Source organism: Georgenia subflava (assembly GCF_009193155.1).
Lineage (GTDB): Bacteria > Actinomycetota > Actinomycetes > Actinomycetales > Actinomycetaceae > Georgenia > Georgenia subflava.
This window is the reverse complement of sequence record NZ_VUKD01000001.1, coordinates 1,267,313-1,292,601: the sequence shown is the minus strand read 5'-3', so window position 1 is coordinate 1,292,601 and position 25,289 is coordinate 1,267,313. Positions and strand designations below refer to the sequence as shown.

General features: G+C 72.4%; 23 protein-coding genes. 14 read left to right on the top strand and 9 right to left on the bottom strand.

The genetic code is table 11. The annotated features are described in order from the left end of the window. Window positions 1–67: 67 nt before the first annotated feature. Complete coding sequence (locus GD748_RS05825) at window positions 68–1,318, top strand: sensor histidine kinase (protein WP_152194175.1); 1,251 nt, start codon at window positions 68–70, stop codon at window positions 1,316–1,318. Beyond that, window positions 1,315–1,971, top strand: a complete 657-nt coding sequence (locus GD748_RS05820; protein ID WP_152194174.1) for a response regulator — start codon at window positions 1,315–1,317, stop codon at window positions 1,969–1,971. The genes GD748_RS05825 and GD748_RS05820 overlap by 4 nt, the downstream gene beginning before the upstream one ends. A 1-nt stretch (window position 1,972) precedes the next feature. Here the strand turns inward: GD748_RS05820 and GD748_RS05815 are convergent, their stop codons facing one another. Beyond that, complete coding sequence (locus tag GD748_RS05815; protein WP_152194173.1) at window positions 1,973–2,929, bottom strand: helix-turn-helix transcriptional regulator; 957 nt, start codon at window positions 2,927–2,929, stop codon at window positions 1,973–1,975. A gap of 63 nt (window positions 2,930–2,992) precedes the next feature. On the opposite strand from GD748_RS05815, the gene GD748_RS05810 reads away from it, so the two are divergent. The 4 genes from GD748_RS05810 to GD748_RS05795 all read left to right on the top strand — a co-directional run bounded on the left by GD748_RS05810 (window position 2,993) and on the right by GD748_RS05795 (window position 7,850). Further along, window positions 2,993–4,039, top strand: a complete 1,047-nt coding sequence (locus GD748_RS05810; RefSeq protein WP_152815216.1) for an ABC transporter ATP-binding protein — start codon at window positions 2,993–2,995, stop codon at window positions 4,037–4,039. Next, window positions 4,036–4,836: an ABC transporter permease gene (locus GD748_RS05805; RefSeq protein WP_152194172.1), complete on the top strand. Its 801-nt coding sequence runs from the start codon at window positions 4,036–4,038 to the stop codon at window positions 4,834–4,836. Before GD748_RS05810 ends, GD748_RS05805 begins: the two co-directional genes overlap by 4 nt. A 418-nt stretch (window positions 4,837–5,254) precedes the next feature. Next, on the top strand, window positions 5,255–6,766 hold the full coding sequence (locus GD748_RS05800) for an HNH endonuclease signature motif containing protein (protein ID WP_152194171.1): 1,512 nt from the start codon (window positions 5,255–5,257) through the stop codon (window positions 6,764–6,766). 244 nt (window positions 6,767–7,010) lie between these two features. Further along, on the top strand, window positions 7,011–7,850 hold the full coding sequence (locus GD748_RS05795; RefSeq protein ID WP_152194170.1) for a DMT family transporter: 840 nt from the start codon (window positions 7,011–7,013) through the stop codon (window positions 7,848–7,850). Window positions 7,851–7,888: 38 nt separating this feature from the next. Here GD748_RS05795 and GD748_RS05790 read toward each other — a convergent pair whose 3' ends face one another. The 4 genes from GD748_RS05790 to rarD all read right to left on the bottom strand — a co-directional run bounded on the left by GD748_RS05790 (window position 7,889) and on the right by rarD (window position 11,383). Further along, a complete protein-coding gene (locus GD748_RS05790; RefSeq protein WP_152194169.1) occupies window positions 7,889–8,899 on the bottom strand; it encodes a glycine betaine ABC transporter substrate-binding protein in 1,011 nt (336 codons plus the stop codon). Window positions 8,900–9,067: 168 nt separating this feature from the next. Then, entirely contained in the window at window positions 9,068–9,796 is a 729-nt protein-coding gene (locus GD748_RS05785) for an ABC transporter permease (protein ID WP_152194168.1), read from the bottom strand. Next, on the bottom strand, window positions 9,793–10,464 hold the full coding sequence (locus tag GD748_RS05780) for an ABC transporter permease (RefSeq protein WP_152194167.1): 672 nt from the start codon (window positions 10,462–10,464) through the stop codon (window positions 9,793–9,795). Before GD748_RS05780 ends, GD748_RS05785 begins: the two co-directional genes overlap by 4 nt. Before the next feature lie 40 nt (window positions 10,465–10,504). Next, window positions 10,505–11,383 (bottom strand): EamA family transporter RarD, encoded by an 879-nt coding sequence (rarD, locus tag GD748_RS05775; protein WP_152194407.1) that lies wholly within the window; start codon window positions 11,381–11,383, stop codon window positions 10,505–10,507. A 161-nt stretch (window positions 11,384–11,544) separates the two neighbouring features. Here rarD and GD748_RS05770 point away from each other — a divergent pair, with 161 nt between their 5' ends. Beyond that, entirely contained in the window at window positions 11,545–12,552 is a 1,008-nt protein-coding gene (locus GD748_RS05770; RefSeq protein ID WP_226920794.1) for an ABC transporter ATP-binding protein, read from the top strand. 120 nt (window positions 12,553–12,672) lie between these two features. Here GD748_RS05770 and GD748_RS05765 read toward each other — a convergent pair whose 3' ends face one another. Beyond that, on the bottom strand, window positions 12,673–13,422 hold the full coding sequence (locus GD748_RS05765; protein ID WP_152194166.1) for a YqjF family protein: 750 nt from the start codon (window positions 13,420–13,422) through the stop codon (window positions 12,673–12,675). Window positions 13,423–14,169: 747 nt separating this feature from the next. Here GD748_RS05765 and GD748_RS05755 point away from each other — a divergent pair. Further along, window positions 14,170–15,120 carry a 1-phosphofructokinase family hexose kinase gene (locus tag GD748_RS05755; RefSeq protein ID WP_152194165.1) on the top strand — a complete coding sequence of 317 codons (951 nt, stop codon included), beginning with the start codon at window positions 14,170–14,172 and terminating at the stop codon, window positions 15,118–15,120. A gap of 183 nt (window positions 15,121–15,303) precedes the next feature. On the opposite strand, the gene GD748_RS05750 is transcribed toward GD748_RS05755, so the two are convergent. Continuing rightward, window positions 15,304–16,218, bottom strand: a complete 915-nt coding sequence (locus GD748_RS05750) for an SDR family oxidoreductase (protein WP_152194164.1) — start codon at window positions 16,216–16,218, stop codon at window positions 15,304–15,306. 275 nt (window positions 16,219–16,493) lie between these two features. Further along, window positions 16,494–16,925 carry an STAS domain-containing protein gene (locus GD748_RS05745; protein ID WP_152194163.1) on the bottom strand — a complete coding sequence of 144 codons (432 nt, stop codon included), beginning with the start codon at window positions 16,923–16,925 and terminating at the stop codon, window positions 16,494–16,496. A gap of 127 nt (window positions 16,926–17,052) precedes the next feature. Here GD748_RS05745 and GD748_RS05740 point away from each other — a divergent pair, with 127 nt between their 5' ends. Together GD748_RS05740 and GD748_RS05735 are read left to right on the top strand one after the other, a co-directional pair. Beyond that, window positions 17,053–18,564: an FAD-dependent oxidoreductase gene (locus GD748_RS05740; protein WP_152194162.1), complete on the top strand. Its 1,512-nt coding sequence runs from the start codon at window positions 17,053–17,055 to the stop codon at window positions 18,562–18,564. A 302-nt stretch (window positions 18,565–18,866) separates the two neighbouring features. Next, window positions 18,867–19,637 (top strand): aminoglycoside phosphotransferase family protein, encoded by a 771-nt coding sequence (locus GD748_RS05735; protein WP_193312830.1) that lies wholly within the window; start codon window positions 18,867–18,869, stop codon window positions 19,635–19,637. Window positions 19,638–19,927: 290 nt separating this feature from the next. Here the strand turns inward: GD748_RS05735 and GD748_RS05730 are convergent, their stop codons facing one another. After that, window positions 19,928–21,148, bottom strand: a complete 1,221-nt coding sequence (locus GD748_RS05730) for a pyridoxal phosphate-dependent aminotransferase (RefSeq protein WP_152194160.1) — start codon at window positions 21,146–21,148, stop codon at window positions 19,928–19,930. Between the two features lie 358 nt (window positions 21,149–21,506). On the opposite strand from GD748_RS05730, the gene GD748_RS05725 reads away from it, so the two are divergent. The 4 genes from GD748_RS05725 to GD748_RS05710 all read left to right on the top strand — a co-directional run bounded on the left by GD748_RS05725 (window position 21,507) and on the right by GD748_RS05710 (window position 25,256). Next, on the top strand, window positions 21,507–21,812 hold the full coding sequence (locus tag GD748_RS05725; RefSeq protein WP_152194159.1) for a hypothetical protein: 306 nt from the start codon (window positions 21,507–21,509) through the stop codon (window positions 21,810–21,812). A 36-nt stretch (window positions 21,813–21,848) separates the two neighbouring features. Beyond that, window positions 21,849–22,757, top strand: coding sequence for a hypothetical protein (locus GD748_RS05720; RefSeq protein ID WP_152194158.1), 909 nt, complete (start codon window positions 21,849–21,851; stop codon window positions 22,755–22,757). Further along, window positions 22,754–23,476, top strand: a complete 723-nt coding sequence (locus tag GD748_RS05715; RefSeq protein WP_152194157.1) for an aspartate/glutamate racemase family protein — start codon at window positions 22,754–22,756, stop codon at window positions 23,474–23,476. Before GD748_RS05720 ends, GD748_RS05715 begins: the two co-directional genes overlap by 4 nt. Window positions 23,477–23,840: 364 nt before the next feature. Next, window positions 23,841–25,256, top strand: coding sequence for an extracellular solute-binding protein (locus GD748_RS05710; RefSeq protein ID WP_152194156.1), 1,416 nt, complete (start codon window positions 23,841–23,843; stop codon window positions 25,254–25,256). Window positions 25,257–25,289: the final 33 nt, after the last annotated feature.

The following is a 25,289-nucleotide window of genomic DNA, read 5'->3' as shown; positions in this document are numbered from 1 at the left end:
CCGGACGTCCAGGGCCTACATCGTTCGGCCGAGGAGCGCGGGCGGCAGGCTGTGCTGAGATGACCGCATGGCGGCTCTGGCTCGGTGGTGGCGGACGTCGGTGCGGGGTACGCCGCGCGCTCGCGACGTCAGCGACGCCGTGCTCACGCTCGCCGTCGGGCTCGCCCTCATCGCCGTGGGACTTGTTGGGCTCTGGTCCGGCCCGGTCGCGGACGACGCGGGCCGGTGGTGGGCGGCCCTGCCGCTGCTCGCGATCTGTGCCGTCATGCTCGGCAAGCGGCGCCGACCGGTCCTGACGCTCGCCGTCGGGGTCGTGATCGTCGCGGTCGACGCCGGCCTCGGCGGCAGCCTCGGCACGATGGTCGCCCTCATCGACCTCATCCATGCGACAGCGCTCTACGCCGGTGCGGCAGCGGTGCGGCGGATCGAGTCCGCCGTCGCGGTGGTCGCGATCGGCACACCGACAGTGGTGTTCGTGGTGACCGGGCAGGTCCAGTCGGCCGTCTCCGCTGCACTGACGCTCGTCGCCGTGCTCGTCACCCCGCTGTGGTGGGGACGGTCGGTGCGCCAGCAGGCCGAGCTCGCCCAGCTCGCGTCGGCGCGGGCCGCGGACCTGGAGCGGCTGAGCGCCCTGCGCGAGGCGGAGGTCGTCCACGAGGAGCGCACCCGCATGGCCCGTGACCTCCACGACGCACTGGCGGGCAACCTCTCCGCGATCGCGATCCACACCGAGGCCGCCCTCACGGCGCCGGGGGCGGGGGACGGGTCCCGGGACCACGCGTCCACCAGTCCCGAGCGACGGGCGCTGGAGGCCATCCGCGCTGCGAGCGTCTCGTCGCTGGAGGAGATGCGCGCCATGATCCTCCTGCTGCGTTCCGGCGACGACGAGGTGAGGTCCCCGGCCCGGCTGAGCGAGCTCGACGATCTCGTCGCGACGGCGCGGGCCGGCGGGCTGTCGGTGCAGGTCCGCCTCCCGGACGTCCCGCCGCTGCCGTCCGCCGTCGACCAGGCCGCCTACCGCATCGTCCAGGAGTCGCTGACCAACGCCAGCCGGCACGCGCGAGGCGGTGACGTGGAGCTGGTCGTCGACGTCGACGGTGCGGCGCTCCGGCTGCAGGTGACGAGCACCGGCGGGTCCGGGACCGCGCGGCGGCCCGACCCCGGCGGCACGGGGATCGGTCTCCTGACGATGCGCGAGCGCGCCGAGGCGCTGGGGGGCACGTTCGAGGCCGGGTGGGTCGCCGGAGCCGACCCGGGCTCGCGAGACCATCAGCTGTGGCGCGTCCGCGCCACCCTGCCCATCGAGGAGACGCGTTGACCACCACGGTCCTGATCGCCGACGACCACGCCGCCATCCGCTCCGGGCTCCGCCTCATCCTCGAGGCCGCCCCGGGGATATCCGTCGTCGGCGAGGCGGGCGACGGTGGCGCCGCCGTCACCAACGCCCGCGCGCTGCGGCCCGACGTCGTCCTGATGGACATCCGCATGCCCGGCGTCGACGGCATCGCCGCCACCCGGACCATCATCGGCGAGGAGCTCGCCGACGTGCTCGTCCTGACGACCTTCGACCTCGACGAGTACGTCTTCGGTGCGCTGCGCGCCGGGGCCGCGGGGTTCCTCCTCAAGACGGCGGACGCCGCCACGCTCTCCGACGCCGTGCGCCGCGTCGCCGCCGGGGAGGGCGTCCTCGCGCCGGAGGTCACCCGGCGGCTCCTCACCGCGTTCGCCGCCGCACCGCCGCCCGCCACTGCGGCGGGGACCGGCGGGTCGCCGGCGCTCGCCGGCCTCACGGCCCGGGAGCGCGAGGTGCTGATCTGCCTCGGGCAGGGCCTGTCGAACGCCGACCTCGCGACCCGTCTGCACATCAGCGAGGCGACGGCGAAGACGCACGTCTCCCACGTGCTGGCCAAGCTGGGCTGCACCTCGCGGGTGCAGGCGGCGATCCTCGCGCGCGAGGAGGGCCTGGTGTGACCTACAGGGCGGTGGACAGCCGCCCCCGGAACTCGCGCAGCACCGCGGCGACCTCCTCGGCGCACTCGAGCCGCCACTCGATCTCCCGCGGGATCCACAGCAGGCTCATGAGGAGCTCAGGGATGGAGCCGCCGCCGATCGGCCAGTCGACGGTGCCGTCGGGACCGTCGACGGCACCGCTCGCCCAGACGCCGAAGTGGCCCCGCACCTGCTCCATGGTCGCGGACATCCGCACCACCGCGTCGTAGCGGTACCGGAGGGCGGAGTGCGCGGCCAGGACGAACTCCGCGGCGTCCTCGGCGGGCAGCTCGCGGGGCGCCACCCGCACGGCGGTGCCCAGCAGCGCGCTCATCCGGTCGATGCGGAAGGTGCGCCAGTCGCCGCGGTCGACGTCCCACGCCACGAAGTACCAGCGCCGGTCCCGCGGGACGAGCGAGTGCGGCTCGACGAGCCGGGAGGTCACCTGCCCCTGCCTGTCGGTGTACCGGAAGCGCAGCCGCTCGTGGTCGCGGCACGCCAGCGCGAGCTGGGCGAGCGCCTCCGCGGCCACGTGCGCGTCGGCACGCACGGCCGGGATGGTGTGGGCCTGCAGCGCGGCGACGCGACGGCGCAGGTTCCGGGGCAGCACCTGCTCGATCTTCGCCAGCGCGCTCAGCGAGGTCTGCTCGCCGCTGCCGATGCCCTGGATCGCGGCCGTGCGGAGGCCGACGGCGATCGCCACCGCCTCGTCGTCGTCGAGCAGCAGCGGGGGCAGGTTGCTGCCGCTCTCGAGCTGGTAGCCGCCGGCCGTCCCGGGCTGGGCGGCCACCCGGTAGCCCAGCTCGCGCAGCCGGTCGATGTCGCGGCGCAGGGTGCGCTCGGAGACCGCGAGACGGTCGGCCAGCTCGGGGCCGGACCAGAAGCGGTGCGACTGCAGCAGGGAGAGGAGCCGGAGCGCTCGGGACGTCGGATCTGACATGTCGGGAAATCTACGCCGCATCGCGGACAGGATCTGGCCTGATGCCCTTCTAGCGTGGTCGTCATGGTTACTCCACCGATCATCAGCGCCCGCGAGCTCAGCAAGCACTTCCGCGGGCCGGGAGGCAAGACCGTCGTCGCCGTGAGCGACCTGACCATGGACGTCGCACCCGGGTCGTTGACCGCGTTCCTGGGGCCGAACGGAGCGGGCAAGTCCACCTCGCTGCGGATGCTAACCACCCTGCTCGAGCCCACCGGCGGCACCGCGACCGTGTGCGGCCACGACATCGCCCGCGAGCCGGCCGAGGTCCGCGCGCGCATCGGCTACATCGGCCAGAAGAACGGCGCCGGCCAGTACCAGCGGGTGCGGGACGAGCTGCTCAGCCAGGGCGCCCTCTACGGCCTCGGCCGGGCGGAGACCCGTCGCCGGGCAGACGAGCTGGTCGAGATCCTCGGTCTCACCGAGCTGGTGAACCAGCCGACGATGAAGCTCTCCGGCGGGCAGCGCCGGCGGGTGGACATCGCGCTCGGCCTGATCCCCGGGCCGCGCCTGCTCTTCCTGGACGAGCCGTCCACCGGGCTCGACCCGCAGTCCCGCGCCCACCTGTGGCAGCACATCCTCGAGCTGCGCGAGCGGTACGGCATGACGCTCTTCCTCACCACCCACTACCTCGACGAGGCGGACCAGTTCGCTGAGCGGGTGATGGTGGTCGACCAGGGGCGCATCATCGCCGACGACACCGCCCCGCGGCTGAAGACCAGCTTCGCCGGTGACCGGATCACGCTGACCGTCGACGGCGATCCCGGCGGTGCTGTCGCGGTGGTCCGGCGGGCGGCCGCGGACTCCGCCGCGGCCGACCCGGAGCCGGAGGTGACGCCGGCCGGCGCCGGAACGCGGATCGTCGTCGGGGTCAACCACGGCGACCGCGTCCTGCCCGCGCTGCTGCGCGAGCTGGACCGGGTCGGGCACCAGGTCCTGACGGCCGAGCTCGCCCGGCCGACGCTCGACGACGTCTTCCTCAACCTCACCGGTCGGAGCCTGCGTGAGGAGAACCAGACGGCGGACGGCGTGCCCACTCCCGAGACCACCCACGTTGGAGCTGCACGATGACCACCACGACCACTCACCTCGACGCCGCCCCCGCCGCCCGCCCGTCCGGTGTCGTCCGCGACTCCGGCAGCGTGTTCGTGCGCGAGCTGCGCCCGATGGTCCGCGACCCCTTCAGCCTGGTCTTCTCGCTGATGCAGCCGCTGATGTTCCTCGCCTTCTTCGGCCCGCTCCTCGGCGGCATCACCGGGCTGCCCATCGCCGACGCGTTCCAGTGGTTCGTTCCCGGCATCGTGGTGATGATCGCCCTGTTCGGAACCGCGATGACCGGCTCGAACCTGCTCTTCGAGATCCAGTCGGGCGCGCACGAGCGGATGCTTGTCGCGCCGGTCGCTCGATCGGCGCTCATGGTGGGGCGGGCCTGCAAGGAGATGGTGCCGCTCGTGTTGCAGGCACTGGTCATCGCCGGGGTGGCCGCGATCTGGGGCTTCCGGCCGTCGATCCCCGGCATGGCGCTCGGCCTGGTGATCCTCGCGGTCTTCGGGCTCGGGCTGGGGGCGCTGAGCTACGCGCTCGCCATCGCCTCCCGCGAGCGGGACTGGATGTTCTGGACCGTGCAGCAGGGGCTGCTCTTCCCGCTCATGCTGCTCTCCGGGATGCTGCTGCCGCTGGAGTCGGGGCCGAGGTGGATGCAGGTCCTCGCGCAGTTCAACCCGCTCACGTACATGGTCGACGCGGAGCGCGCCCTGTTCAACGGCATGTTCACCGAGCCGGCGGTGTGGCAGGGGGCGCTCGCCGCTCTCGTGCTCGCCGCGCTGGGCCTGTCCGTGGGCATCCGTGCGATGCGGCACAGCATCTGAGTTCCATCCCCGTGGTCGCCCAGAAAGCCCTGGGCGACCGCGGCTGCCCGTGCCCCGAGGCGCACGAGGGCCGATGTCCACATGGCGTCCGTGACTGGACGTCATTTTCGAGGCCGACCGCCGTGCCCGGTTCGTTGCCGCAGATGGGACGCCCGACGCGCAGGCAACTGGACCGAAGCCCGAGGCACACACGACTCCCGAACCGTTCGACGTGCCAACAGCGAGCGGCTCACGGTTTTCCACAGTGGGCCGTTGTTGCCACGCTGTCCACAAATTTGGCGGAATTCCGCCATTCCTCTTGCGCCGTAGAACGCCCGTTCGATACCGTTGTGGTAGTCGGAGAGCGAGTCCGACACTCGGATGGCGGCACCGGCGACGACGCCGGAACCGAGCCGGCGACCACGAGGAGGTGGCAGCGATGTCGACGACCAGCACACCACCTCCTTCGCCCGGCGCCGGCAGCTGCGGGCCGGGCAGCCCGGGCCTGACTGCCCGGCTCGAGGCGGTCCGTGCCGACCTGGCCACCCTGGACGGGCTCGATCTGCAGGGCCTTGCCTCCCAGGAGCTCCTCGACGCCGTCGCCCAGGTAGAGACGCTGACCCGGCAGGTCGAGTCCCTCACCGCACGCGTGCTGACTGCAGCGGAGGCCGACGGGATGTGGGCAACCAGCGGCGCACGGTCCTTCGCGGCCTGGTACCGCAACACCACGGGCCGCAAGCACACCTCCGCCGCCCGGGCCGTGCGCCAGGCCCGGCTGCTGCGCGACCAGCTCCCCGCCACCGCCGCGGCCCTCAAGGCCGGAAGCATCAGCGCCGACCACGTCGCGGTGATGACCCGGCACACCACCGACACCCCAGACCGGCGCGCCCAGCTCACCGACCCCCACCTCGGCGAGGACTTCCTCATCACCCAGGCCAAGACCATGGACGCCTCCGACTTCGACAAGGTCGTGCGCCACTGGGCCATCCGCACCGACCCCGAGGCCGCCGACCGACACTGGATCGCCGAGTCCGACCGCGAGGAGCTCACGCTCGCCCCCACCACCGGCGGCTACCACCTCCAGGGCTGGCTCTCCACCGTCAACGGCCAGGCCCTACAAGAAGCCCTCGACGCCCGCATCGGCACCCCGGCCGCCGACGACAACCGCAGTACCAAACAACGTCGCGCCGGCGCCCTGGTCTCCCTCACCCACCTGAGCCTGGACTCCGGTGCCCTGAAGCCCGGCGCCCGCATCCGGCCTCACATCGGCGTCAACGTCACCTACGACACCTTCCGACGCCTCATCGCCGCCAACCGACCCGACCAGCGTGGCAGCACGGAGGCGGGCACCAGCACAGGCGCCCGCACAGGCGCCGGTTCCGGCTGCACAACAGACACCGACGGCCACCGGCCCGTCATCGCACCGGCCGACCGGGCCACCTCAGATGCCTCGGCCTCGAGGGACACCAAGAGCACCGACAGCACCGACCGCAGCGGGGCGATGGTGATCTCCACAGACCTGGACTACGACCTCCTCGTCGGCGCCGACCCCGCGACGTTGAGCGACGGGACACCGATCCCGCACCAGCTCCTGGCCCGGCTCGCCTGCCAGAGCCAGCTCCACCGCACCATCTTCGGACCGGACTCACAGATCCTGGACCACGGACGCGAAGAGCGCCTCTTCACCCCCGCCCAGACCCGAGCGATCATCGCCCGCGACCGTCGCTGCAAGTACCCCGGCTGCGACGCCCCACCAGGCGAGGGCGAGATCCATCACTCGCTGTTCTGGTACGACCAGTACGGCCCCACCAACGCCGCCTTCGGGATCCTGCTGTGCTGGCACCACCACGAGTACGTCCACCAGCACAACATCACCATCGAACGCACCGGCGACCACTGGACCTTCACGCGCCGCGACGGCACCACCATCACCCTCCCTTACGCCGACTGACGACGTTCCCCCGCGGCCATGCACCGGGATCCGGCGCAGCGGGTGCGACCGCAGCGCCGTCTCGCCATCGAAGTCACCGTAGGAGGAGGAGCGCCGTCGTCCTGGCGACGGCGGCCAAGTGCGGCGACCCGGCGCGCGCTCGAGAACCGGACGGAGGACGGGCCGGCCGAGGATGTGCTGCCGCGCGTCAGTGATGGCACGGTGCTTGGCTGGTGGCCATGTCGTCCCGTGAGGCTGTCTGACGGTGGGCGTGCTCCTCGCCCTTGGATCGGCGTTCTTCTACGGGCTCGCCGACTTCATCGGTGGACTCCTGTCACGCCGCGCCGACCCGACGACCGTCGCGCTGGTCGGACAGGTCGGCGCGCTCGTTCTCACCGTTCTAGCCGCACCGTTCGTTCCGGCAACCGGCGTCACCATGGTCGATCTGGCCTGGGGCGGACTCTCGGGAATCGGCACGGGCGTAGGCATGGTGTTCCTCTACCGCGGTCTCAGCCGCGGCAGCATGAGCGTCGTCGTCCCGCTGGTTGCCGTCGGAGGGACCCTGCTGCCAGTCCTCATCGCGGTGTCGATCCTCGGCGACCGTCCGACCGCAGTCGCCTGGATCGGGATCATCGCTGCGCTGCCGTCACTGTGGCTCATCTCCACCACGAGCAAAGGCGCCGTGAAGGCGAGAGCCGACGGAGCGGCTGACGCGTTGATCTCCAGCGTCGGCATCGCGGTCCAGTACACGGCTCTGGCCCAGGTCGCCGACGGGGTCGGCCTGTGGCCGATCGTCGCCGGCCGCGTGACTGCGGTTCTGGTGGTCCTACCCATGGCAAGGCGCACTGGGACCGGACTGCGCACCCTGCCGGTCTCGGTCTCGCTCGCGGCAGTCGCCACCGGCGGCATGGCGGCCCTCGGCCTGACGCTCTACATGCTGGCCACCCGTGAACAGCTGATGACCATCGCGGTGGTTCTCTCTTCGCTCTACCCCGTGCTACCCGTGCTGCTCGGCATCACGGTGCTGCGTGAGCGCCTCACCGCGCGCCGGTCGTTGGGCCTGGCCGGTGCCGCTGTCGCGGTCGTCCTCATCACGCTCGGCTAGCGATCACGCAGTCAGGCGAGCGCCTGGGAAGTGCTCGTTCAGTCCGTTGCGAGCACGGCGTCGGAGGAGAACACCATGCCCAGGGCGATGTCACCGGCCGTGAGCGCCTGCTTGGTGAGCGGTCCCCCGGCGTCGAGGGAGACGAACTCGGCGAAGTCCAATCCGTAGGTCTCCTCCAGACCCGGCTGGCAGAAGGGGCGGTCCGGGCACTCGACCGGCCCGCCGAGCACCAGGTCGCCGCAGGTCTCGGCGAGCTCGCTGAGCGTGCTGACCCCGTGCTCCTCCGCGAACGCCTGGGTCACGGCGTAGGCGTTCTGGTCGGCGGCGTCGGACGGTTCACCGAAGACCAGACCGGCCTCCTCGCCCAGCGATCGCAGGTTCTCGACGGTGGCGTCGAGGTCCGCGCTGGCCATCGGGTTCTCGGCCGTGGCGTCCGGACCGTTGACGGACTTGTTGAGGAACTCGGTCAAGGTGCCGACGTACTCGGGCACGACCGTCAGCTCACCCGACTGAAGGGCAGGAAGGTAGGTCTCACGGTTGCCGATGGTGCGGACCTCGGGGTCGTAACCGGCATCGGTCAGGGCGAGCGCGTAGAGCTCGCCCAGGGTGATCGACTCGGAGAAGTTCGCCACCCCGACCACCACCGGCCCCGAGCCGGACGTGTCCGTGATCTCGATGCCGGCGGTCTCGTAGAACTCCGCCGCCGCCTGCGTCGAGGTGTTCCGCTCGATGTCGACGGCCTGGTTGAGCTCGATGAGCTGGTCGGTGTCCAGGCTCGCGGAGACGGCATCCAGCGCGGCGATCATCGCCGGCTCGGCCGCCTCGGCGTTGATCGCCGGGATGACGTTGTCGACGGTCTGCAGCTGCTGGTCGTCCTCGAGGACCACGAGCTGGTCGCCGGCGATCGGCGCGCAGGCCTGCACGTCGGAGTCCGTCGCCGCAGGGTCGGACGTGGAGCCACCGCCTCCACCGGCGGATCCGGGCTCGCCGCAGGCGGCGAGGGCCAGGACGGCGAGTCCGCCCAGAACGGCGGTGAGCGAACGACGCATGGGAGACCTCCGGCACGGAGTTGCTGGACGGGGACATTCGATACCGGCGCGGCCCCGCGCGCAACCCGCTGACCAGCCGAAGCGTCCGGGCGGGACCCGCCGGTCACGGAACAGGCTTCTGCCCGAGCCACGGCGGGCCGACCGTCTGCCTCGAGCCGGCTGGGCGGCTCACGCTCCGACGACCGACGCCCCACGACGCCCATGCGGACGCCGGGAGGGCCCGGACTGGCGCATCGGCGCCGGGGTCAGCACCCTCTGGACGGCGGCCAGGATGCCCTCCAGGCCCAGGCAGACCAGCACCACGAGCAGCGCTCCGGCAAGAGCCTGCCCGTAGCGCTGGGTGAAGATGCCGTTGGTGATGATCACGCCGAGACCGCCCCCGGCCGCGAGCGCCGCGAGCGAGACGGTGGCCACCACCTGCACGACGGCCGTACGCAGACCGGCGCCGATGAGAGGCAGCGCGAGCGGCAGCTCGACGGAGAGCAGGAGGCGCCCCGACGACATGCCCATCCCCCGTCCCGCGTCGCGCGCGGCGGGATCGACCTCGCGCAGACCGGTCCACGTGTTCGACAGGATCGGCGGGACGGCGAAGATCGCGACCGCCAGGATCGTCGGCCACTGCCCCAGCCCGATGCCCGCGGTGAAGAGGTAGAGCAGTGCCAGCGTCGGCAGTGCACGGGTGAGGTTGGCGGCGGCCACCACCACGGAGCCGCCGCGCCCGGCGCGGCCGAGCCACAGCCCGATCGGCAGAGCGAGCGCGGCCGCGAGCAGCACGGCTACCAGAGTCATCCACAGGTGGTCACCGAGCAGGGCGAGGATGCCCCGGCTGCCGGACCAGCTGAGCGGGTCGTTGAGGTACGTGAACGCGTCGGCGAGCGCCGACGTGCCGTCGTTCATGCGGACCTCCGACGCAACCACGGCGTCACCGCGCGCCCGAGGAGAAGGAGGACGAGATCGGCCGCCAGGGCGATCGCCAGGCAGAGCAGCGTGGCGGTCATGATCTCCGCGCGGTACGAGGAGTTGAAGCCGCGGAACATCAGCTGACCCAGCCCGCCGTATCCCACCACGACGCCGACGGTCACGAGCGCCACCGTCGTGACCGTGGCGAGCCGCACGCCGGTGATGATTGCCGGCAGCGCGAGCGGGAGCTCCACGGTGACGAGCCGCCGGGTGCCGGAGTAGCCGAGGCCCCGGGCGGCGTCGCTGACGTCGGCGGGCACGCCCTGCAGCCCGACGAGCGTGTTGCGCACCAGCACCAGCATCGCGTAGGCCACGAGGCCGATGAGCACGGTGACGCGGCCGATGCCGGTGAACGGTGCGAGCAGGCCGAACAGCGCGAGCGAGGGCACGGTGTACAGGACGGCGGAGCCACCCAGGAGGAGACTGGCCAGCGTCGGCCGGTTGCGGGCGAGCAGCGCCAGCGGCACTGCCAGCACGAGGGCGATGAGCACGGCCTGCACGGTGAGGCTGACGTGCTGACCGGTCAGGTCGACGAGCGTGCCCCAGTTGTTCTCCACGTACCGCCAGGAGATCCACGGGTTGTCGGCGACGGCTGTCGGCTCCACGACCGAGACGCTATCGCGCCCCTGCCCGCGCCGCCGGAGGTCAGCCCGCTCGCAGACCCCGCATCCGGCGGGCCTGCGCGGCGCCCTCGAGCACCAGCAGCGCCACGGCTGCCCAGATCGGGCCGTAGGTGAACCACTCCCGCGCGGTGATGGCCTCGTGGAGCAGCACCACCGAGACCAGCGCCAGGCACACGGGCTCGACGTAGCTCAGCAGTCCGAACAAGCTGAAGGAGAGCACCTGGGAGGCCACGAGGTAGCACACCAGCGCCGTCGCGCTGAGCAGACCCATGAGCACGAGCAGACCGGTCCGGTCGACGGCCGCGCCGCCGGTCGGACCAGTCAGCAGGAACCACCCCGCTACCGGGAGCATGAGGACCAGCTCGAACCACATCCCGCCGGTGGTTGCGGTGCCGAGCCGGCGACGCAGCTCGAAGTACGCCGGATACCCCAACGCCACGAGAACCGTGGACCAGGACAGCGCCCCGACGCGCAGCAGCTCGTTGCCGACCCCGACGACGGCGCACAGCACGGCCAGCACACGCAACCGTGAGAGCCGTTCGCCATGGAGCAGGAGCCCGATGACGACCATCACCAAGGGCATGAGGAAGTAGCCGAGCGCGACCTCGAGCGCATGGCCGTTGTTCGGCGCCCAGGAGAACAGCCACAGCTGCGGTCCCAGCAGCGCGGCGGTGGCCGCGAGCCTGCCGAGCACGCCGGGGCGCGCACGGATCCTGCCCGCCATCTCGCGAACGGTCCGCCATCGACCCGACGCCGCCAGCAGGACGGCGACGAGCGGCACGGTCAGCAGCACCCGCCAGCCGTAGAACTCCTCGCCGGTGAGTCCCAGCCTGGCGGGGAGGAAGTACAGGACCCCGAACATCACGGAGGCGAGCACCGAGAGCAGCACACCGCTGGGCAACCGCACCCCTCCCTTACGCTCCTGGTGCATCGTGGCAGCACCGCCGGGCGGGAGGTGACGGTGTCCACGAGGCGCGACGGGTCGTCGGAAGATCTCGCACGAGGAGCGACAGGTCCTCGGCACAACCGTCGCCGGCACCCGGCCAGCGGTACCGTCGGGGCGTGCCCGAGACCGAGAGCCCGGCCGACCCGCTGATCCGCTTCGACGGCGTGGGCAAGACCTATGCGGACGGCACCGTCGCCGTCGAGCGCCTCGACCTAGATGTCGCCGAGCACGAGCTGCTGACGCTGGTGGGTCCCTCCGGCTCAGGAAAGTCGACCCTGCTGCGCATGGTCAACCGGCTGGTCGAGCCGACCACCGGGCGCGTTCTCGTCGACGGGTCGGACATCGCCACCCAGGACGAGGTCGAGCTGCGCCGCGGGATGGGCTACGTCATTCAGCACGTCGGCCTGTTCCCCCACCGCACGGTTTCCCAGAACATCGCCACAGTCCCGCGCCTGCTCGGGTGGGACAGACGACGGACCGCCGCACGCGTCGAAGAACTGTTGACTCTCGTCCGGCTGGATCCGGCCCTCCACGGGCCGCGGTACCCCCACGAGCTCTCGGGCGGGCAACGCCAGCGGGTCGGGGTGGCGCGCGCCCTGGCCACGAACCCGCGGGTGATGCTCATGGACGAGCCCTTCGGTGCCGTCGACCCCGAGGGCCGGCGATCGCTGCAGGAGGAGTTCGGCCGCATCCACGACGAGCTCGGTACGACGGTCCTGCTGGTCACTCACGACATCGACGAGGCAGTCCTGCTCGGTGACCGGGTCGCCGTGTTCAGCCAGGGCGGTCGGCTGGAGCAGGTCGCCCCGCCGGTGACAGTGCTGACCCGGCCCGCCACCCCGTTCGTCGAGAGCTTCATCGGCGACTCCCGCGCAGTACGCCTGCTCTCGTTGGCGAGGCTCGAGGCAGGAGACCTCCTTCCGGACGACGTCGCGGCGACCGAGGTCTCGACGGGGCAGGTGCGTCTGGGTGACACGCTCGAGGTCGCCTTCTCGGCCCTGGCCGGCAGTCGCGACGGCGTGGTGCGCGTGACCGACGGCGCAGGATCTGTCGTCGGGCTCCTCACTCCGGACCGCCTCCATGCCGCGCTGCGCCGCACGGCGCACGCGGACGTCGGTGCCTGAACGCGCACCTGGCACGACGAACGACGACGTCGGCCGCCGGGAGCCGGCGCTGCCGATGTAGAGGTGGCCCGACCCAGGGGGTGCGTCGGGACCAGGAAGGCGGGCCCCGCCGTCGGGGCCTCAGACGTTCCTCGACATGCTCGGAGGTTTCCACCTCCTCGAAACCCGGGGTGCCGGCACGGGCCGCGGTGCGCCGATCCTGCTGTGCACGCCCGGTGAGAAGTGCACCAGGGGCGGCTCCCGGACCGTGGGCAGCCCGGCTGCCGCGAGCAGCGACCCGACGGCGACGTGGGCCTCGGCCTGGTGCAGCGGCCACGGTTCGTGCTCCACCGGCACGCGCCAGAGCCGGCCCCACCGGTGGGTGTAGGCCGACCAGCGGCCGGTGAGGAAGTCGAGGCGCTCGTCAGCCTCCACGGACTCACCGACCGTCACGACGGCTCGCATCTGCGCGTCGCGCCGGCGACTGCGGTACTCGTACCGGTCCGCGCCATCCACCATCTCGACGTCGGCCCACCGGTACGGGACGGCGAATGCTCGCAGGGCAAGGACGACCGCAAGCCGCGGGCACTCCAGCGAGAAGAACCACAGTCCGGACGTGCCGTCACGGGCTCGGACATAGGTGCGCAGGTTCACCTCCGCAAAGACGGACAGGAGCGGCACCGGTGGGAGGGCGCCGGCGCGCACGTCCCGCATCCGGAACGGTGTCACGCCCACCCAGGCGTCGCCGTCGAAACTGTCGACCTCGAGCCCGTCCGGAAGGAGCCGCTGGACCACCTCGGGCCGGATGGCCCAGTGCAGGAACGTCAGCGACTCCCAGTTCTGGAGGCTCACCGGGAGACCGACCGGCTGGTCGGGCAGGCGTCCGGTCATGGAGCACCTCCTTCACGGTCGTGGCAGTCCTGCCTGTCCCGGCCGTCCTGCCTGTCCTGCCTGTCCTGCTCGTCCTGCCTGTCCCGGCCGTCCTGCCCGTCCTGCCTTCCCGGCCGCCCTGGTCCTGCTGACCGTGCTGGCCGTGCTGGCCGTGCTTGCAGCCGCGATGTTGCGGGCGCCACGACCGTTGCGACCGTTGCGACCGTTGCGACCGTTGCGACCGTTGCGACCGTTGCGACCGTTGCGACCGTTGCGACCGTTGCGACCGTTGCGACCGTTGCGACCGTTGCGACCGTTGCGACCGTTGCGATGCGACCATGGTGCTCCTGAGGAGACGGCCCCGCCCACCGGCGCGATCTGGCGGCGTCACCGGCGAGGTCGGTCCGTGCCCGCCTCCCGCTGGTGCGGGAGGTGCGCGCACTGCGCGTGGGTGCCGTCGGGAGAGGTTCTGCCTCGCCCGCACATCCGTGGCGCAGCAGGGGTTCGGGTGCCGCCCGCACACCACGACGCAGCAGGCGTTCGGATACCGCCCGCACACCACGACGCAGCAGGCGTTCGGGTGCCGCCCGGCACACCGCGACGCAGCAGGGTTTCGGATACCGCCAACACCTCCCGTGGCGCAACAGGCGTCCGGGTGCGCCGCTGCGCCCGTGGTGCGGGAGGGATGGCGGTCCCGAATACTGACGAGCCAGGCGACGCGCAGCAGCCCGCACACCGCATCCGCACCGCACCGAGGGAGAGCAACCCGTGAGCACCGAGTCCCAGGCAGACCCGTCCGGCCCGGTCGTCTCGGTGCTGTCCGTCGGCCCGCTGCTCGAGATCACCGTCGAGACGACAGCGGATGCTCCCGACGACCCACAGGTGCACGTCCACCCCGGCGGCCAGGGGCTCTGGGTGGCCCGGATGGCCACGACCCTCGGCGCCCGCTCGGTCCTGTGCGGGCCCTTCGGCGGGGAGACCGGCATGGCCGCCGCAGCACTCGCACGAGCCGAAGGTCTTGAGCTGCAGGTCACCCACACCACGGGCATCAGCGCACACATCATCGACTACCGGCAGGGCGAGCGGGACGAGATCGTCGTCATGCGCTCCCCCGCCCTCGACCGGCATGCCCAGGACGACATCTACGGCACCATGCTCGTCAACTCCATGGAGGCCGACGTGTGCGTCATCACCGGCGCCGACGACGACCTCGGCGTGCCGGCCAGCTTCTTCGGCCGGCTGGCAGCCGATCTCCGTACCGCGGGGAAACCGGTCGTCGCGGACCTCTCCGGCGACCAGGCCCGCGAGGTGGTCGGCGCCGACGGTGTGATCCTGAAGATCAGCCACGAGGAGCTCATCGAGGGCGGCTTCGCCGACGACGACAGCCTCGGTGCGCTCTGTGCGGCCGGGAAGTCGATGATCAAGGACGGCCTTGCGGCGATCGTGGTCTCACGTGCGGCCGACCCCACCCTGGTGGTGGACGACGACGGCGCCCACCTCCTGACACCACCGAAGGTCAGCACCCGGGAGAACAAGGGAGCCGGTGACTCGATGACCGCCGGGATCGCCGTCGGCACGGGACGTGGCGCTGACCTGCGCTCCGCGGTCGGTCTCGGCGTCGCCGCCGGTGCCCTCAACGTCACCCGCCGCGGTCTGGGGACCGGGCGACGGGACCAGATCGAGACCTTCGCCGAGCAGGTGAGCATCGAGCCCGTCTGACCACCTCCCCGCCTGACCCCGTCGCACACCGTTCGGCTCACGCCGCTCGCGGGCAGCGGCCGGTCGAACGCGCCCGGCCCACGTCCGCTCGGTCCACGTCCGCCCCGGCCCACGTCCGCTCGGCCACTGCCGCGCGACCTAGTGCCGCACTGCCCACCGCCGCACGGCCTGCTGCTGCCGGCCCTACGGCGTCGGCATACCGCCGTTGACGTTGAGCGTCTCGCCGACGACGAAGCTGGACTCCGGCGACGCGAGGAAGACGAAGGCGGCGGCGACCTCGGTCGGCTGGCCGGCCCGGCCGAGCGCGGTGCTCTTGCCGAACTCGGGCAGCTCCTCCGGCGGCTGGCCGTCCGAAGGCTGGATGGGTGTCCAGATCGGCCCCGGCGCGACGGCGTTGACCCGGATGCCCTTCGGCGCCAGCTGCTGCGCGAGCCCCTTGGAGAAGTTGTTGATCGCCGCCTTCGTGGACGCGTAGTCCAGCAGTATCGGCGCGGGCTGGTACGCCTCCACCGAGGTGGTGTTGATGATGGTCGACCCCTCGGGCAGGTGCTGCAGGGCCGCCCGGGTCGTACGGAACATCGCGATGATGTTCGTCTGGTACGTCTGCTCCACCTGCTCGTCGCTGAGGTCCTCGAGGTTGCGCGAGATCACCTGCTTCCCCGCGTTGTTCACCAGGATGTCCAGACCTGCGAGCTCAGCGGCAGCCTGGTCGACGACCTCCTGGCAGAACCGGGCATTCGTGAGGTCGCCGGGGATCGTGACGGCCCTGCTGCCGCAGTCGGTGATGAGCTGCGCGACCTTCTGCGCGTCGACCTCCTCCGCGGGCAGGTAGGTGATCGCCACGTCCGCCCCCTCGCGGGCGAACGCGATCGCGACGGCGGCGCCGATCCCGGAGTCTCCCCCGGTCACGAGGGCCTTGCGTCCCTCCAGGCGCCCGGTGCCGCGGTACGAGAACTCGCCGAGGTCAGCCTGCGGGACGAGGTCGGCGTCGAGGCCCGGCTCGTCCTGGTGCTGCTCGGGCGGCTCGATGGCCGAGTACCGGCTCACCGGGCTCTGGAAGAACAGCTGATCGGCATGGGTGTGGCGTGGCTCGTACATGGCGAGTCCCCTCGACGAATCTGATCGGTGCACGGGCGTGCGGCACCTGCAGGCGCGGCCGCACAGGCCCTGCCCAACCTTGGACCGCCTGGTCGGCAGCCGCACCCGGAGGTGCGGGACGGCGCCGCACCCCGGGGCGGGTGCGGGACGGCGCTGCACCGCAGATGTGGGTACGGGACGGCGCTGCACTCCGGTGCGGGTGCGGAAACGGCGCCGCATCCCCGAGGCACCGAGGGCTCGCGCCCGCACCCGGGTGCAACCTCACGGGCCTCGCGTCAGAGCCCTGAGGGCCGCCCGTACGCCGTGGAGCTCTCGGGGAATCCTGGGTCGTGGTCGAGGACGTCCACGACGGCACCGAGCTGGGTCACCCCGAGCAGGAAGCGCACCAGGTCCGGTGGGTCGATGAACCGCAGCCGCTGCTCGGGCCGGCGGTAGGCCAGGCGGGCCAGCAGGGCGATGACCGAGGAGTCCATGAAGGTCACGGACCTGGTGTCGACGTCGACGGGAAGCCCGGTCGACTCCGCGTCGTCGATCGCCTCGGTCAGTTCCTTCCGCAGGCTGCTCTCGACCTCACCCGACAGGATCAGGCGCAGACGGACCTCCGAGGTCAGCAGACTGACGGCACCGATCCCGTTGGAGCGGTCCGTCCCCACCTCGTGCGCGGTGGTGCCGTCGGGCGCCGGCTGCCCGTCGTCGTGCGCGGTCATGCCGCAAGCGTGGCACAGGAACCGCCACCAGGGACAGGACCCGGCACGGAAGATTCCGGACCGTGCTCTGCGCTGGCCCCTGCGTCTGCTTGGCCAGAGGATGGAACCCCGAGCACGGAGGTACGTCATGACGTCGCTGTGGCTGGACCGCCCCGACCTGCCCGCCTACCCGCCACCGCCCTCCGGCCGCCGGTTCGACGTCGTGGTCGTGGGCGCGGGTCTGACGGGCCTGACGACGGCGCTCCTGCTCGCACGTTCCGGGTGCTCCGTCGCCGTGGTGGAGGCCCGTCACGTGGGGGCGGGCACCACCGGCAACACCACTGCGAAGGTGACGGTGCTCCAGGGGACCAAGCTCTCGCGTATCGCCAGGCGTCACTCCCCGAGCACGGTCCGGGACTACGTCACAGGGAACATCGAGGGCCAGCAGTGGCTGCTGCGGTACTGCGCGGAGCACGACGTGCCCGTCCAGCGCCGCCCGGCGATCACCTATGCCGCGACCGAGCAGGGACGTGACGCGGTCGGGGCGGAGCACGACGCCGTGCACGAGGCGGGTCTGCCGGTGGAGTGGCTGGAGGACGCGGGCCTGCCGTTCGAGACCTTCGGGGCCGTCCGCCTCGCCGACCAGGCGCAGCTCGACCCGCTCGACGTGCTGACCACGCTCGCGCTTGACGTGGAGGCACACGGGGGCGAGATCTTCACTGGCCGCCGTGTGCTTGGCCTGGACGGCACCCGGCCGTGCCGGTTGCGGCTCGCGGACGGCGAGATCGTCGCCGACCAGGTGGTGCTCGCCACCGGCACCCCGGTCCTCGACCGCGGAGCGTTCTTCGCCCGGCTCGAGCCCTCCCGCTCCTACGCGATCGCGCTGCAGGTGCCCGGCGACATCCCGCGTCCCATGTTCATCTCCGCCGACGCCCCGACCCGGTCGCTGCGTACCGCCGGCGCCGACGGCGACGAGCGACTTCTCGTGGGCGGCTCCGGTCACCCCACCGGGCGGGCCCTGTCCGAGCGCGAGCACGTGATGGAGCTGACCCGGTGGGCCGCGGACCACTTCCCGGGGGCAACGCCGACCCACGTCTGGTCGGCGCAGGACTACCGGGGCATGGACCAGCTGCCCTCGGTGGGACCGCTGGTCCCCGGTTCCGACCGTGTCCTGGTGGCCACCGGCTACGACAAGTGGGGCATGGCCATGGCCGTCGGCGCGGCGCTGACGCTCTCGGCGATCGTCCTTGACGGCCAGATCCCCTGGGCGCACTCGCTGCGCACCTGGCGCCCCAGCGCACTGACCGGCCTGGACCAGGCCGTCCGGTTCAACGCCGGCGTCGCCGCCCGCCTCGCGGCGGACTGGGCGAGCCCGCGGGTGCGTTCGACCGGCGTGGCCCCGCCCGAGGGGGAGGGCCGGGTGGAGCTGGACGGGCAGCGCCCGGTGGCGGTGAGCACCGTCGACGGCCGCACCACGCGGCTGTCCGCAGCGTGCACGCACCTGGGTGGGATCGTGTCTTGGAACGATGCCGAGCACTCGTGGGACTGCCCGTTGCACGGCTCCCGCTTCACCGCCGGCGGCGAGGTCCTCGAGGGGCCGGCCACCTGCGCCCTGGCCCGACTCAGCCGCTCGGGCGCCCCGACGGCGGAGCCGGGGTGATCGCCGGGCCAGCGGTTTCCGCGGTCGGGGCAGGAGGCGCGGCTCGGGAGCGGGTTCGGGTGCGGGTTGTGGTTTCGGATGCCTGTGCGTGCGTGTACGGAGCCACCGCAGGAGCGAGAGTCGCCGCGGATACTCGAGAGGTGGCCGACGTCCAGACTCCCGCGACACACACGCCGTCGACGCCCACGCCCACGCCCACGCCCACGCCCACGCCCACGCCCACGACGCTCGCACCAGCTGCCGTCGCCGAGATCGGCCGACGGCACGGTCTCCCGGCCGTGGCGCCGTCGCCGGATCGTTGGGTGGGTGCGACCAGCACGGTCCTGCGGCTCACCGGCGAGATCGGGCTGAAGGTGCCCCATCTCGCCGGTGAGGCGGTGGCGGCGTGCATGACCCATGCCCGGGTGGCGGGGCTCGCACGGGAGCTGGGCGTCAGTGCACCCAGCATCTTCGGCATCGAGGACGACCCGGACCTGGCGCCGGTGCCGGTGCTCGTCACGTCCTTGTTTCCGGGTGCGAGCCTGCGTCCGGGCGACGGCGCCCCGGCTGTCTGGGAGTCGGTCGGCGCCGAGCTGGCGGCGCTCCACGCCGTCGAGCCGGCAGCAGCCCCCTCCGGCCTGCGCACCTTCCGGCAGCATCCCGAGGTGGACCCCCGCCGGTCGCTCGAGACACTCCGGGGATCGGGAGCGGTCGGGCGCGACCTCGCCGCCAGGGTCCTGAGGCTGCTCGGGCTCCTCGCCCCGTCCGCGCTCGACGGCGAGCACCTGGTGCTGTGCCACGGTGACGTGCACGCGGAGAACGTGATCGCGGCGGACGGCCGGTACGTCGGGCTCATCGACTTCGCCGGTGCGGGGCTGCTCGACGCGGCGTGGGACTTCGTCGGCATACCGGCGAGCGCCGTCGCGCCAGCCCTGCGTGGCCACGCCCGCGCGGCGGGTGAGACCGACGGCCTGCCCGCGAGGATCGTCTGGTGCCGCCTGCAGCTCGCGCTCCACCGATGCCAGGAGCCGGGTCGAGACGTCACGGCGGGCGTACGGGCGGCGCTCGCCGAGGCCGAGTCGGTTCTGTCCTGAAGCCGAAGCCTCGGGAGAGGCAGCCTGGGCGAGGGCTCGGAGCGACCGAGCCCGCGAGCCTGGGTCTCGGGGAGCCTGGGCCTCGGGGAGCCTGGGCCTCGAAAGGCTGGCTCTCGAAAGGCTGGCTCTCGAAAGGCTGGGTCTCGAAAGGCTGGGGCGCTCGCGGGCCGAGGTCCGGCCCGAGCGCCCGTGAGCCTGGGTCTCGCGAGCCTGGGTCTCGGAGGCAGGGTCTCGGGAGGCTGGGGCGCTCGCGGGCTAAGGTCCGGCCCGAGCACCCGCGAGCAGGTTCTTCAGCCCTTCAGCCTGGCCAGCCCGTGCGCGGCGGTCTCGAGCGTGGTCGTCGACTTGGCATAGGTAAACCGGACCCAGGAGCGCAGCTCCTCGGCGACCGGGCCACCCGGGGTGCAGAACGCCGACACCGGGATGGCGACCACGCCGGTCCGCCCGGGGAGCTCGCGGCACAGCTCGGCGCCGTCGTCGTGGCCGAGGCCCGAGCCGTCGGCGACGACGAAGTACGTGCCCCGCGGCACGACCGGGGCGAGGCCGGCGTCGGACAGCGCCCGGCACAGCAGGTCACGCCGGTCCTGCAGCGACCCGGCCAGCTCCGTGAGGTACGTGGACGTGGCGCCGTCGTCGTCGGAGAGGGCGACGGCCGTCGCCTCCTGGAACGGGCCGGAGGCGACGTAGGTGAGGTACTGCTTGACCGTGCGGACGGCGGTGACGAGCTCGGCGGGCCCGTGCAGCCATCCGACCTTCCACCCGGTGAAGGACAGTGACTTGCCCACCGACGACACGGTGAGGGTCCGCGCGGCCATGCCCGGCAGCGTGGCGATCGGGGTGTGCGTCGCCCCGTCGTAGGTCAGGTGCTCGTAGACCTCGTCGGTCAGTACGAGCACGTCGTGGTCGGTCGCCGCCCGGGCGACGACCTCCAGCTCGGCACGGGTGAGCACGGTGCCGGTCGGGTTGTGCGGGCTGTTGACGACCGCGAGCCTCGTGCGTGGCGTGAAGGCGCCGGCCACCTCGGCGGGGTCGAGGCGGAAGCCGTCCGGACCCGGGTGCAGGGGGATCGTCCGGTGGACGGCACCCGCCAGCGCGATCGCCGCCGCGTAGGAGTCGTAGAACGGCTCGAGCGTGACCACCTCGTCCCCGGGTCCGACGAGCGCCAGGATCGCCGCCGTCAACGCCTCCGTGGCGCCGACGGTGACCAGCACCTCCGTGTCCGGGTCGACGTCGAGGCCGTAGTACCGGCGCTGGTGCTGCGCGACCGCCCGGCGGAGGGCCGGCACACCCGGCCCCGGCGGGTACTGGTTCCGGCCCGCACGGATGGCGGCGACGGCGGCGTCCTTGACGTGCTCCGGCCCGTCGGCGTCCGGGAAGCCCTGGCCCAGGTTGACCGCTCCGGTCCGGGTGGCCAGCGCCGACATCTCCGCGAAGATCGTCGAGGTGACGGTGCCGTCCGCCGCCATGAGTCCGGACGCCTGCGCCACTCGCTCCCACCGATGCATGCCCATCGGGCGATTGTGCCCCGGTGCGGCAGGCGACGGAGACGGACCTCGGGCAGCCGCCGCCACAGGGTGCGGGACTCGGACGCCGCCCCCGCCACGGGCGACGGCGCACCCGCCACGGGCGACGGCGCACCCGCCACGGGCGACGGCGCACCCGCCACGGGCGACGGCGCACCTGCCGGGACGACGCCGCACCTGCCATGGAAACGGACGCCGGATGACGCTGCTCGCGCCCGTGGATACGGACGCCGGAGGCCGGTACGACGAGATTCGACGAGAACCGCTTCTGGGGTCGCTTCTGGCGTCGAAGCGGCCTACCGTCGAAGGTCAGACGGTTCTCGCGACGATCCTTGGGGAGGGTTGCATGGTGGAGCTGACGATGTCCTTCGGCGGCAACGGATCCGGCACGGCCGTGACGGTGACCGGCGACCTCGGCGTCGAGGAGGCCGCCCAGTTCCGGCAGATGCTCGGTGCCGTGCACCGCATCGTGGGACCGGAGGTGGAGGTGGACCTGGGGTCCGTGGTGGTCCAGGACGAGGCCGGGCATGCGGTGCTCGGCCGTATCATCCGCGAGTACCGCGAGTTCGGCGGCCGGATCCACCTGCCCGCCGGGGCAGGTGACGTAGAGTCCGAGGCCGGGCAGCGCCCACGGACGGCGACTCCTGCCTGAGGTACCGCCAGGCGACGACGCCACCGAGGGAGAGCCATGACCGCACCGTCCGCGACGTCCGGCACGAGCAGGGTCCTCGGCCCGATCGCACGGCCCTCGGGCGGGTTGGCGATGGTCGCGATGGACCAGCGCGAGAGCCTGCGCACGATGTTCGACGACGCGGGCGCGGGCCGGGTGGACGACGCCCGGATGGTCGAGTTCAAGCTCGCGGTCGCCCGCGCGCTCGGGCCCCTGGCGTCCGGTTTCCTCATCGACCGGCACTTCGGCTTCGAGGACGTGCGTGAGCAGCTGCCGGCGACCACCGGGCTGATCCTCGCGGCCGACGACCTCGAGCAGGATCCCGGCGGCCCGGTGGAGGAGACGTCGCTCGACCAGGTCGTCGTCGCCCCCGAGCTCGACCTGGCGGGGGTGGCCGCGATCAAGCTGCTGATCATCTGGCGGCGCGACGACCGCAGGGAGCAAAGGGTCGCGCTGGCCCGCGACTTCGTCGCCGCGGCGGCCCGGCTCGGCGTCCTCTCCGTCCTCGAGCCGGTGGTCCGGGCGACCCCGGTCGAGGAGTCCGACGGCACCTGGGACGCCGACGTCGCGATCCGGGAGGCCGCCGAGGAGCTGTCCGTCGTGGGGCAGAGCCTCTACAAGGTGCAGGTGCCCCGCTCGGGCCGGGGGACGGCCCAGGAGCTCGAGAGCGCCTGCACCCTGCTGAACCGCTCCATCACCGGCCCCTGGGTGGTGCTGTCCCAGGGGGTGCACCGCGACGACTACCTCGGCGCGGTCACCGCCGCCTGCCGCGCGGGCGCGAGCGGCTTCCTGGCCGGTCGGGCGCTGTGGAGCGACGTCGTCGGCACCGACGACGTACCCGCCCGGCTCGCCGAGGTCTCGGTCCCCCGGCTGGAACGCCTCGTCGACGTCGTCGACAGGTACGCCCGTCCCTGGAGCGAGGCGTGACCCGGCTGGGCCTGCTCCACACCGTGCCGGCTCTGGCCGAGGTGTTCCAGGACCTCGGCACGGAGCTGGACCCTGATCTCGAGCTCGTGCACGTGGTCGACCCGGCCCTGCTCGCCCGCGCCGCCGACGGCATCACCCCCGAGCTGGCGGCCCGGACCGCCGCGCACGCCCGGCACCTGGCCGAGCAGGGTGCCGACGCCGTCCTGGTCACCTGCTCGTCCATCGGCGAGTGCGCCGACGCCGCCGCCGACCGCACGGACGTGCCGGTGCTGCGCGTGGACCGCCCCATGGCCGAGGAGTCGGTACGGATCGCCACGGCCCCCGGCGCCAGGGGTCGCATCTCGGTGCTCGCCACGGTCGAGACCACCCTCGGGCCGACGAGCCGGCTCATCGCCGCGGCCGCGGGTGCGGCCGACGTGGCTGTGGACGCCGCCGTGGTGCCCGGTGCGGCCGACGCCCGTCGGCGCGGGGAGCAGGCCACTCACGACGAGCTCGTGCGGTCCGCGGTGGTCGCGGCGGCGGGCACGTCCGACGTGGTGGTCCTGGCCCAGGCCTCGATGGCGGACGCGTGGCGGGCCGACCCCCGGGGCGCGGGTGACACACCCGTGCTCAGCTCACCGCTCAGCGGGCTGCGCGCGGCTCTTGAGGCCGGCGCCGGCCGCGACGGCCGGGCGATCGAGGACGCCGGGCCGGTTCGACGCGCGAACCGGCCGGACTGAACCTACCGTGTGCCCCAGGTCCAACGATGGTCCGCGCAAGGGGGTGAGAGGTGCATCGAGCGGCGAGCTGGAGGTCTCTCCGCGGAGCATGGGCAGATCCGGCCGCCGCACGAGCGCGGCAGGAGCACCCGGCGCCGAGCGTCGTCCCCGCTGCCCGGGGAGGCCGGTCCACGGACCGCCACGTCGTTCGTGGCCGGATCGTTAGCAACAAGTCGTTGACCGACCCGGACTGTGTGAGTACGTTCCCATACACCGGCAGCGGTGCCGGTCCGGCGTCGGCTCGCAGGAGAGTCGCGTCGTGGCAGCTCCCGTCTCGATCCCGATGCCGAGGACGCGCTCCTCGCCGATCCCAGAGGAGAAGCACATGAGAGTCCGACACGCGCGGGGGGCGGCAGTCGTCCTCACCCTGGGCCTGGCCCTGACCGCCTGTGCCCAGGGCACGAGCGACGGCGGTGACGACCCCGGCGACGACGGCACCGGCACCGCGGGCAGCGGCGTCACCTACGACCCCGAGGCGGAGCTCGACGGCGACTTCGAGATCATGGGCTTCGGCCTCGGCGACGAGGTCGCCACCGCCCGGTTCGAGCGGGCCGAGGAGGCACTGGGCAGCGGCGTGAGCATCCAGCACGTCGAGGGTGCGCTCGACATCCAGCAGTTCCTCACCTCGGTCGCCTCCGGGAACCCGCCGGAGATCATCTACACCGGTCGCGAGCAGATCGGCTCCTTCGCCTCGCGCGGCGCGATCATGCCGCTGACGGAGTGCATCGCCGGCGAGGGCATCGAGGTCGACAACTTCCGCGAGAACGCGCTCGCCCAGGTCACCTTCAACGACGAGGTCTACGGCATCCCGGAGTTCAACACCGTCCAGGTGACGATGGCGAACTCCGACCTCCTCGAGGGCGCCGGCCTGACGATCGAGGACGTGAACGGCTCGGACTGGGACGCCCTCTCGGCAGCCAACGACGCGATCTTCCAGGGTGAGGGCGGCAACATCAGCGTCATCGGCTACGACCCGAAGCTGCCCGAGTTCTTCCCGCTGTGGGCGCGGTCCAACGGCACCGACCTCATCTCCGAGGACTCGCGCACCGCCCAGCTCAACGACCCGGCAGTCGTCGAGGCGCTGGAGTACGCCGTCGGCCTCTACGAGGCGCAGGGCGGCTTCGGCCCGGTCAAGGCCTACCGCGACACCGCCGACTTCTTCGGTGCCGGCAACCAGTTCGCGACCAACACCCTCGGCGCGATGCCCATGGAGCAGTGGTACATCAACGTCCTCAACGAGGAGTCGCCCGACGCCCCCGTCGCGTTCGACGCCTACGTCGGCAAGGACGGCACCCCGCTGGCCTACGCCGGCGGCAGCGCCTGGGCCATCCCGACCCAGGGCGACAACCCGGAGGCCGCGTGCCGGTTCGCACGTGTCATGACGGAGGTCGACAGCTGGATCGCCGCCGCGGAGGCCCGCATCGCCCTGCGCCAGGAGGAGGGCGGCACGTTCACCGGCATCCTCACGGGCAACACCGTGGCGGACGAGGCCGTGCGCGAGATGATCGAGCCCACCGGTGACGAGAAGTGGGACACCGCCATCGACGCCATGTACGAGGCGAACGACTACGCGTTCAACTACACCGCGAGCCCGGCGGACGCCGAGTTCAAGACCGCCTGGGAGGACGCGGTGAACCGCGTGCTCAACGGCCAGGAGGACGTCCAGACGTCCCTCGACCGGGCCCAGGAAGAGGCACAGGCCGCTCTGGACGAGGGCTGGGAAGCCTGGGACGAGGGCTGAGCAGTGGCTGCCATCGCTGACGCGAGTGCCCCC

Bases quoted from the DNA above. Each gene is read 5' to 3' on its own strand.
- GD748_RS05825 (WP_152194175.1), top strand. From the start codon at position 68: ATGGCGGCTCTGGCTCGGTGGTGGCGGACGTCGGTGCGGGGTACGCCG.
- GD748_RS05815 (WP_152194173.1), bottom strand. From the start codon at position 2,929: ATGTCAGATCCGACGTCCCGAGCGCTCCGGCTCCTCTCCCTGCTGCAG.
- GD748_RS05810 (WP_152815216.1), top strand. From the start codon at position 2,993: ATGGTTACTCCACCGATCATCAGCGCCCGCGAGCTCAGCAAGCACTTC.
- GD748_RS05805 (WP_152194172.1), top strand. From the start codon at position 4,036: ATGACCACCACGACCACTCACCTCGACGCCGCCCCCGCCGCCCGCCCG.
- GD748_RS05800 (WP_152194171.1), top strand. From the start codon at position 5,255: ATGTCGACGACCAGCACACCACCTCCTTCGCCCGGCGCCGGCAGCTGC.
- GD748_RS05790 (WP_152194169.1), bottom strand. From the start codon at position 8,899: ATGCGTCGTTCGCTCACCGCCGTTCTGGGCGGACTCGCCGTCCTGGCC.
- GD748_RS05785 (WP_152194168.1), bottom strand. From the start codon at position 9,796: ATGAACGACGGCACGTCGGCGCTCGCCGACGCGTTCACGTACCTCAAC.
- GD748_RS05765 (WP_152194166.1), bottom strand. From the start codon at position 13,422: ATGACCGGACGCCTGCCCGACCAGCCGGTCGGTCTCCCGGTGAGCCTC.
- GD748_RS05750 (WP_152194164.1), bottom strand. From the start codon at position 16,218: ATGTACGAGCCACGCCACACCCATGCCGATCAGCTGTTCTTCCAGAGC.
- GD748_RS05745 (WP_152194163.1), bottom strand. From the start codon at position 16,925: ATGACCGCGCACGACGACGGGCAGCCGGCGCCCGACGGCACCACCGCG.
- GD748_RS05740 (WP_152194162.1), top strand. From the start codon at position 17,053: ATGACGTCGCTGTGGCTGGACCGCCCCGACCTGCCCGCCTACCCGCCA.
- GD748_RS05730 (WP_152194160.1), bottom strand. From the start codon at position 21,148: ATGGGCATGCATCGGTGGGAGCGAGTGGCGCAGGCGTCCGGACTCATG.
- GD748_RS05725 (WP_152194159.1), top strand. From the start codon at position 21,507: ATGGTGGAGCTGACGATGTCCTTCGGCGGCAACGGATCCGGCACGGCC.
- GD748_RS05720 (WP_152194158.1), top strand. From the start codon at position 21,849: ATGACCGCACCGTCCGCGACGTCCGGCACGAGCAGGGTCCTCGGCCCG.
- GD748_RS05710 (WP_152194156.1), top strand. From the start codon at position 23,841: ATGAGAGTCCGACACGCGCGGGGGGCGGCAGTCGTCCTCACCCTGGGC.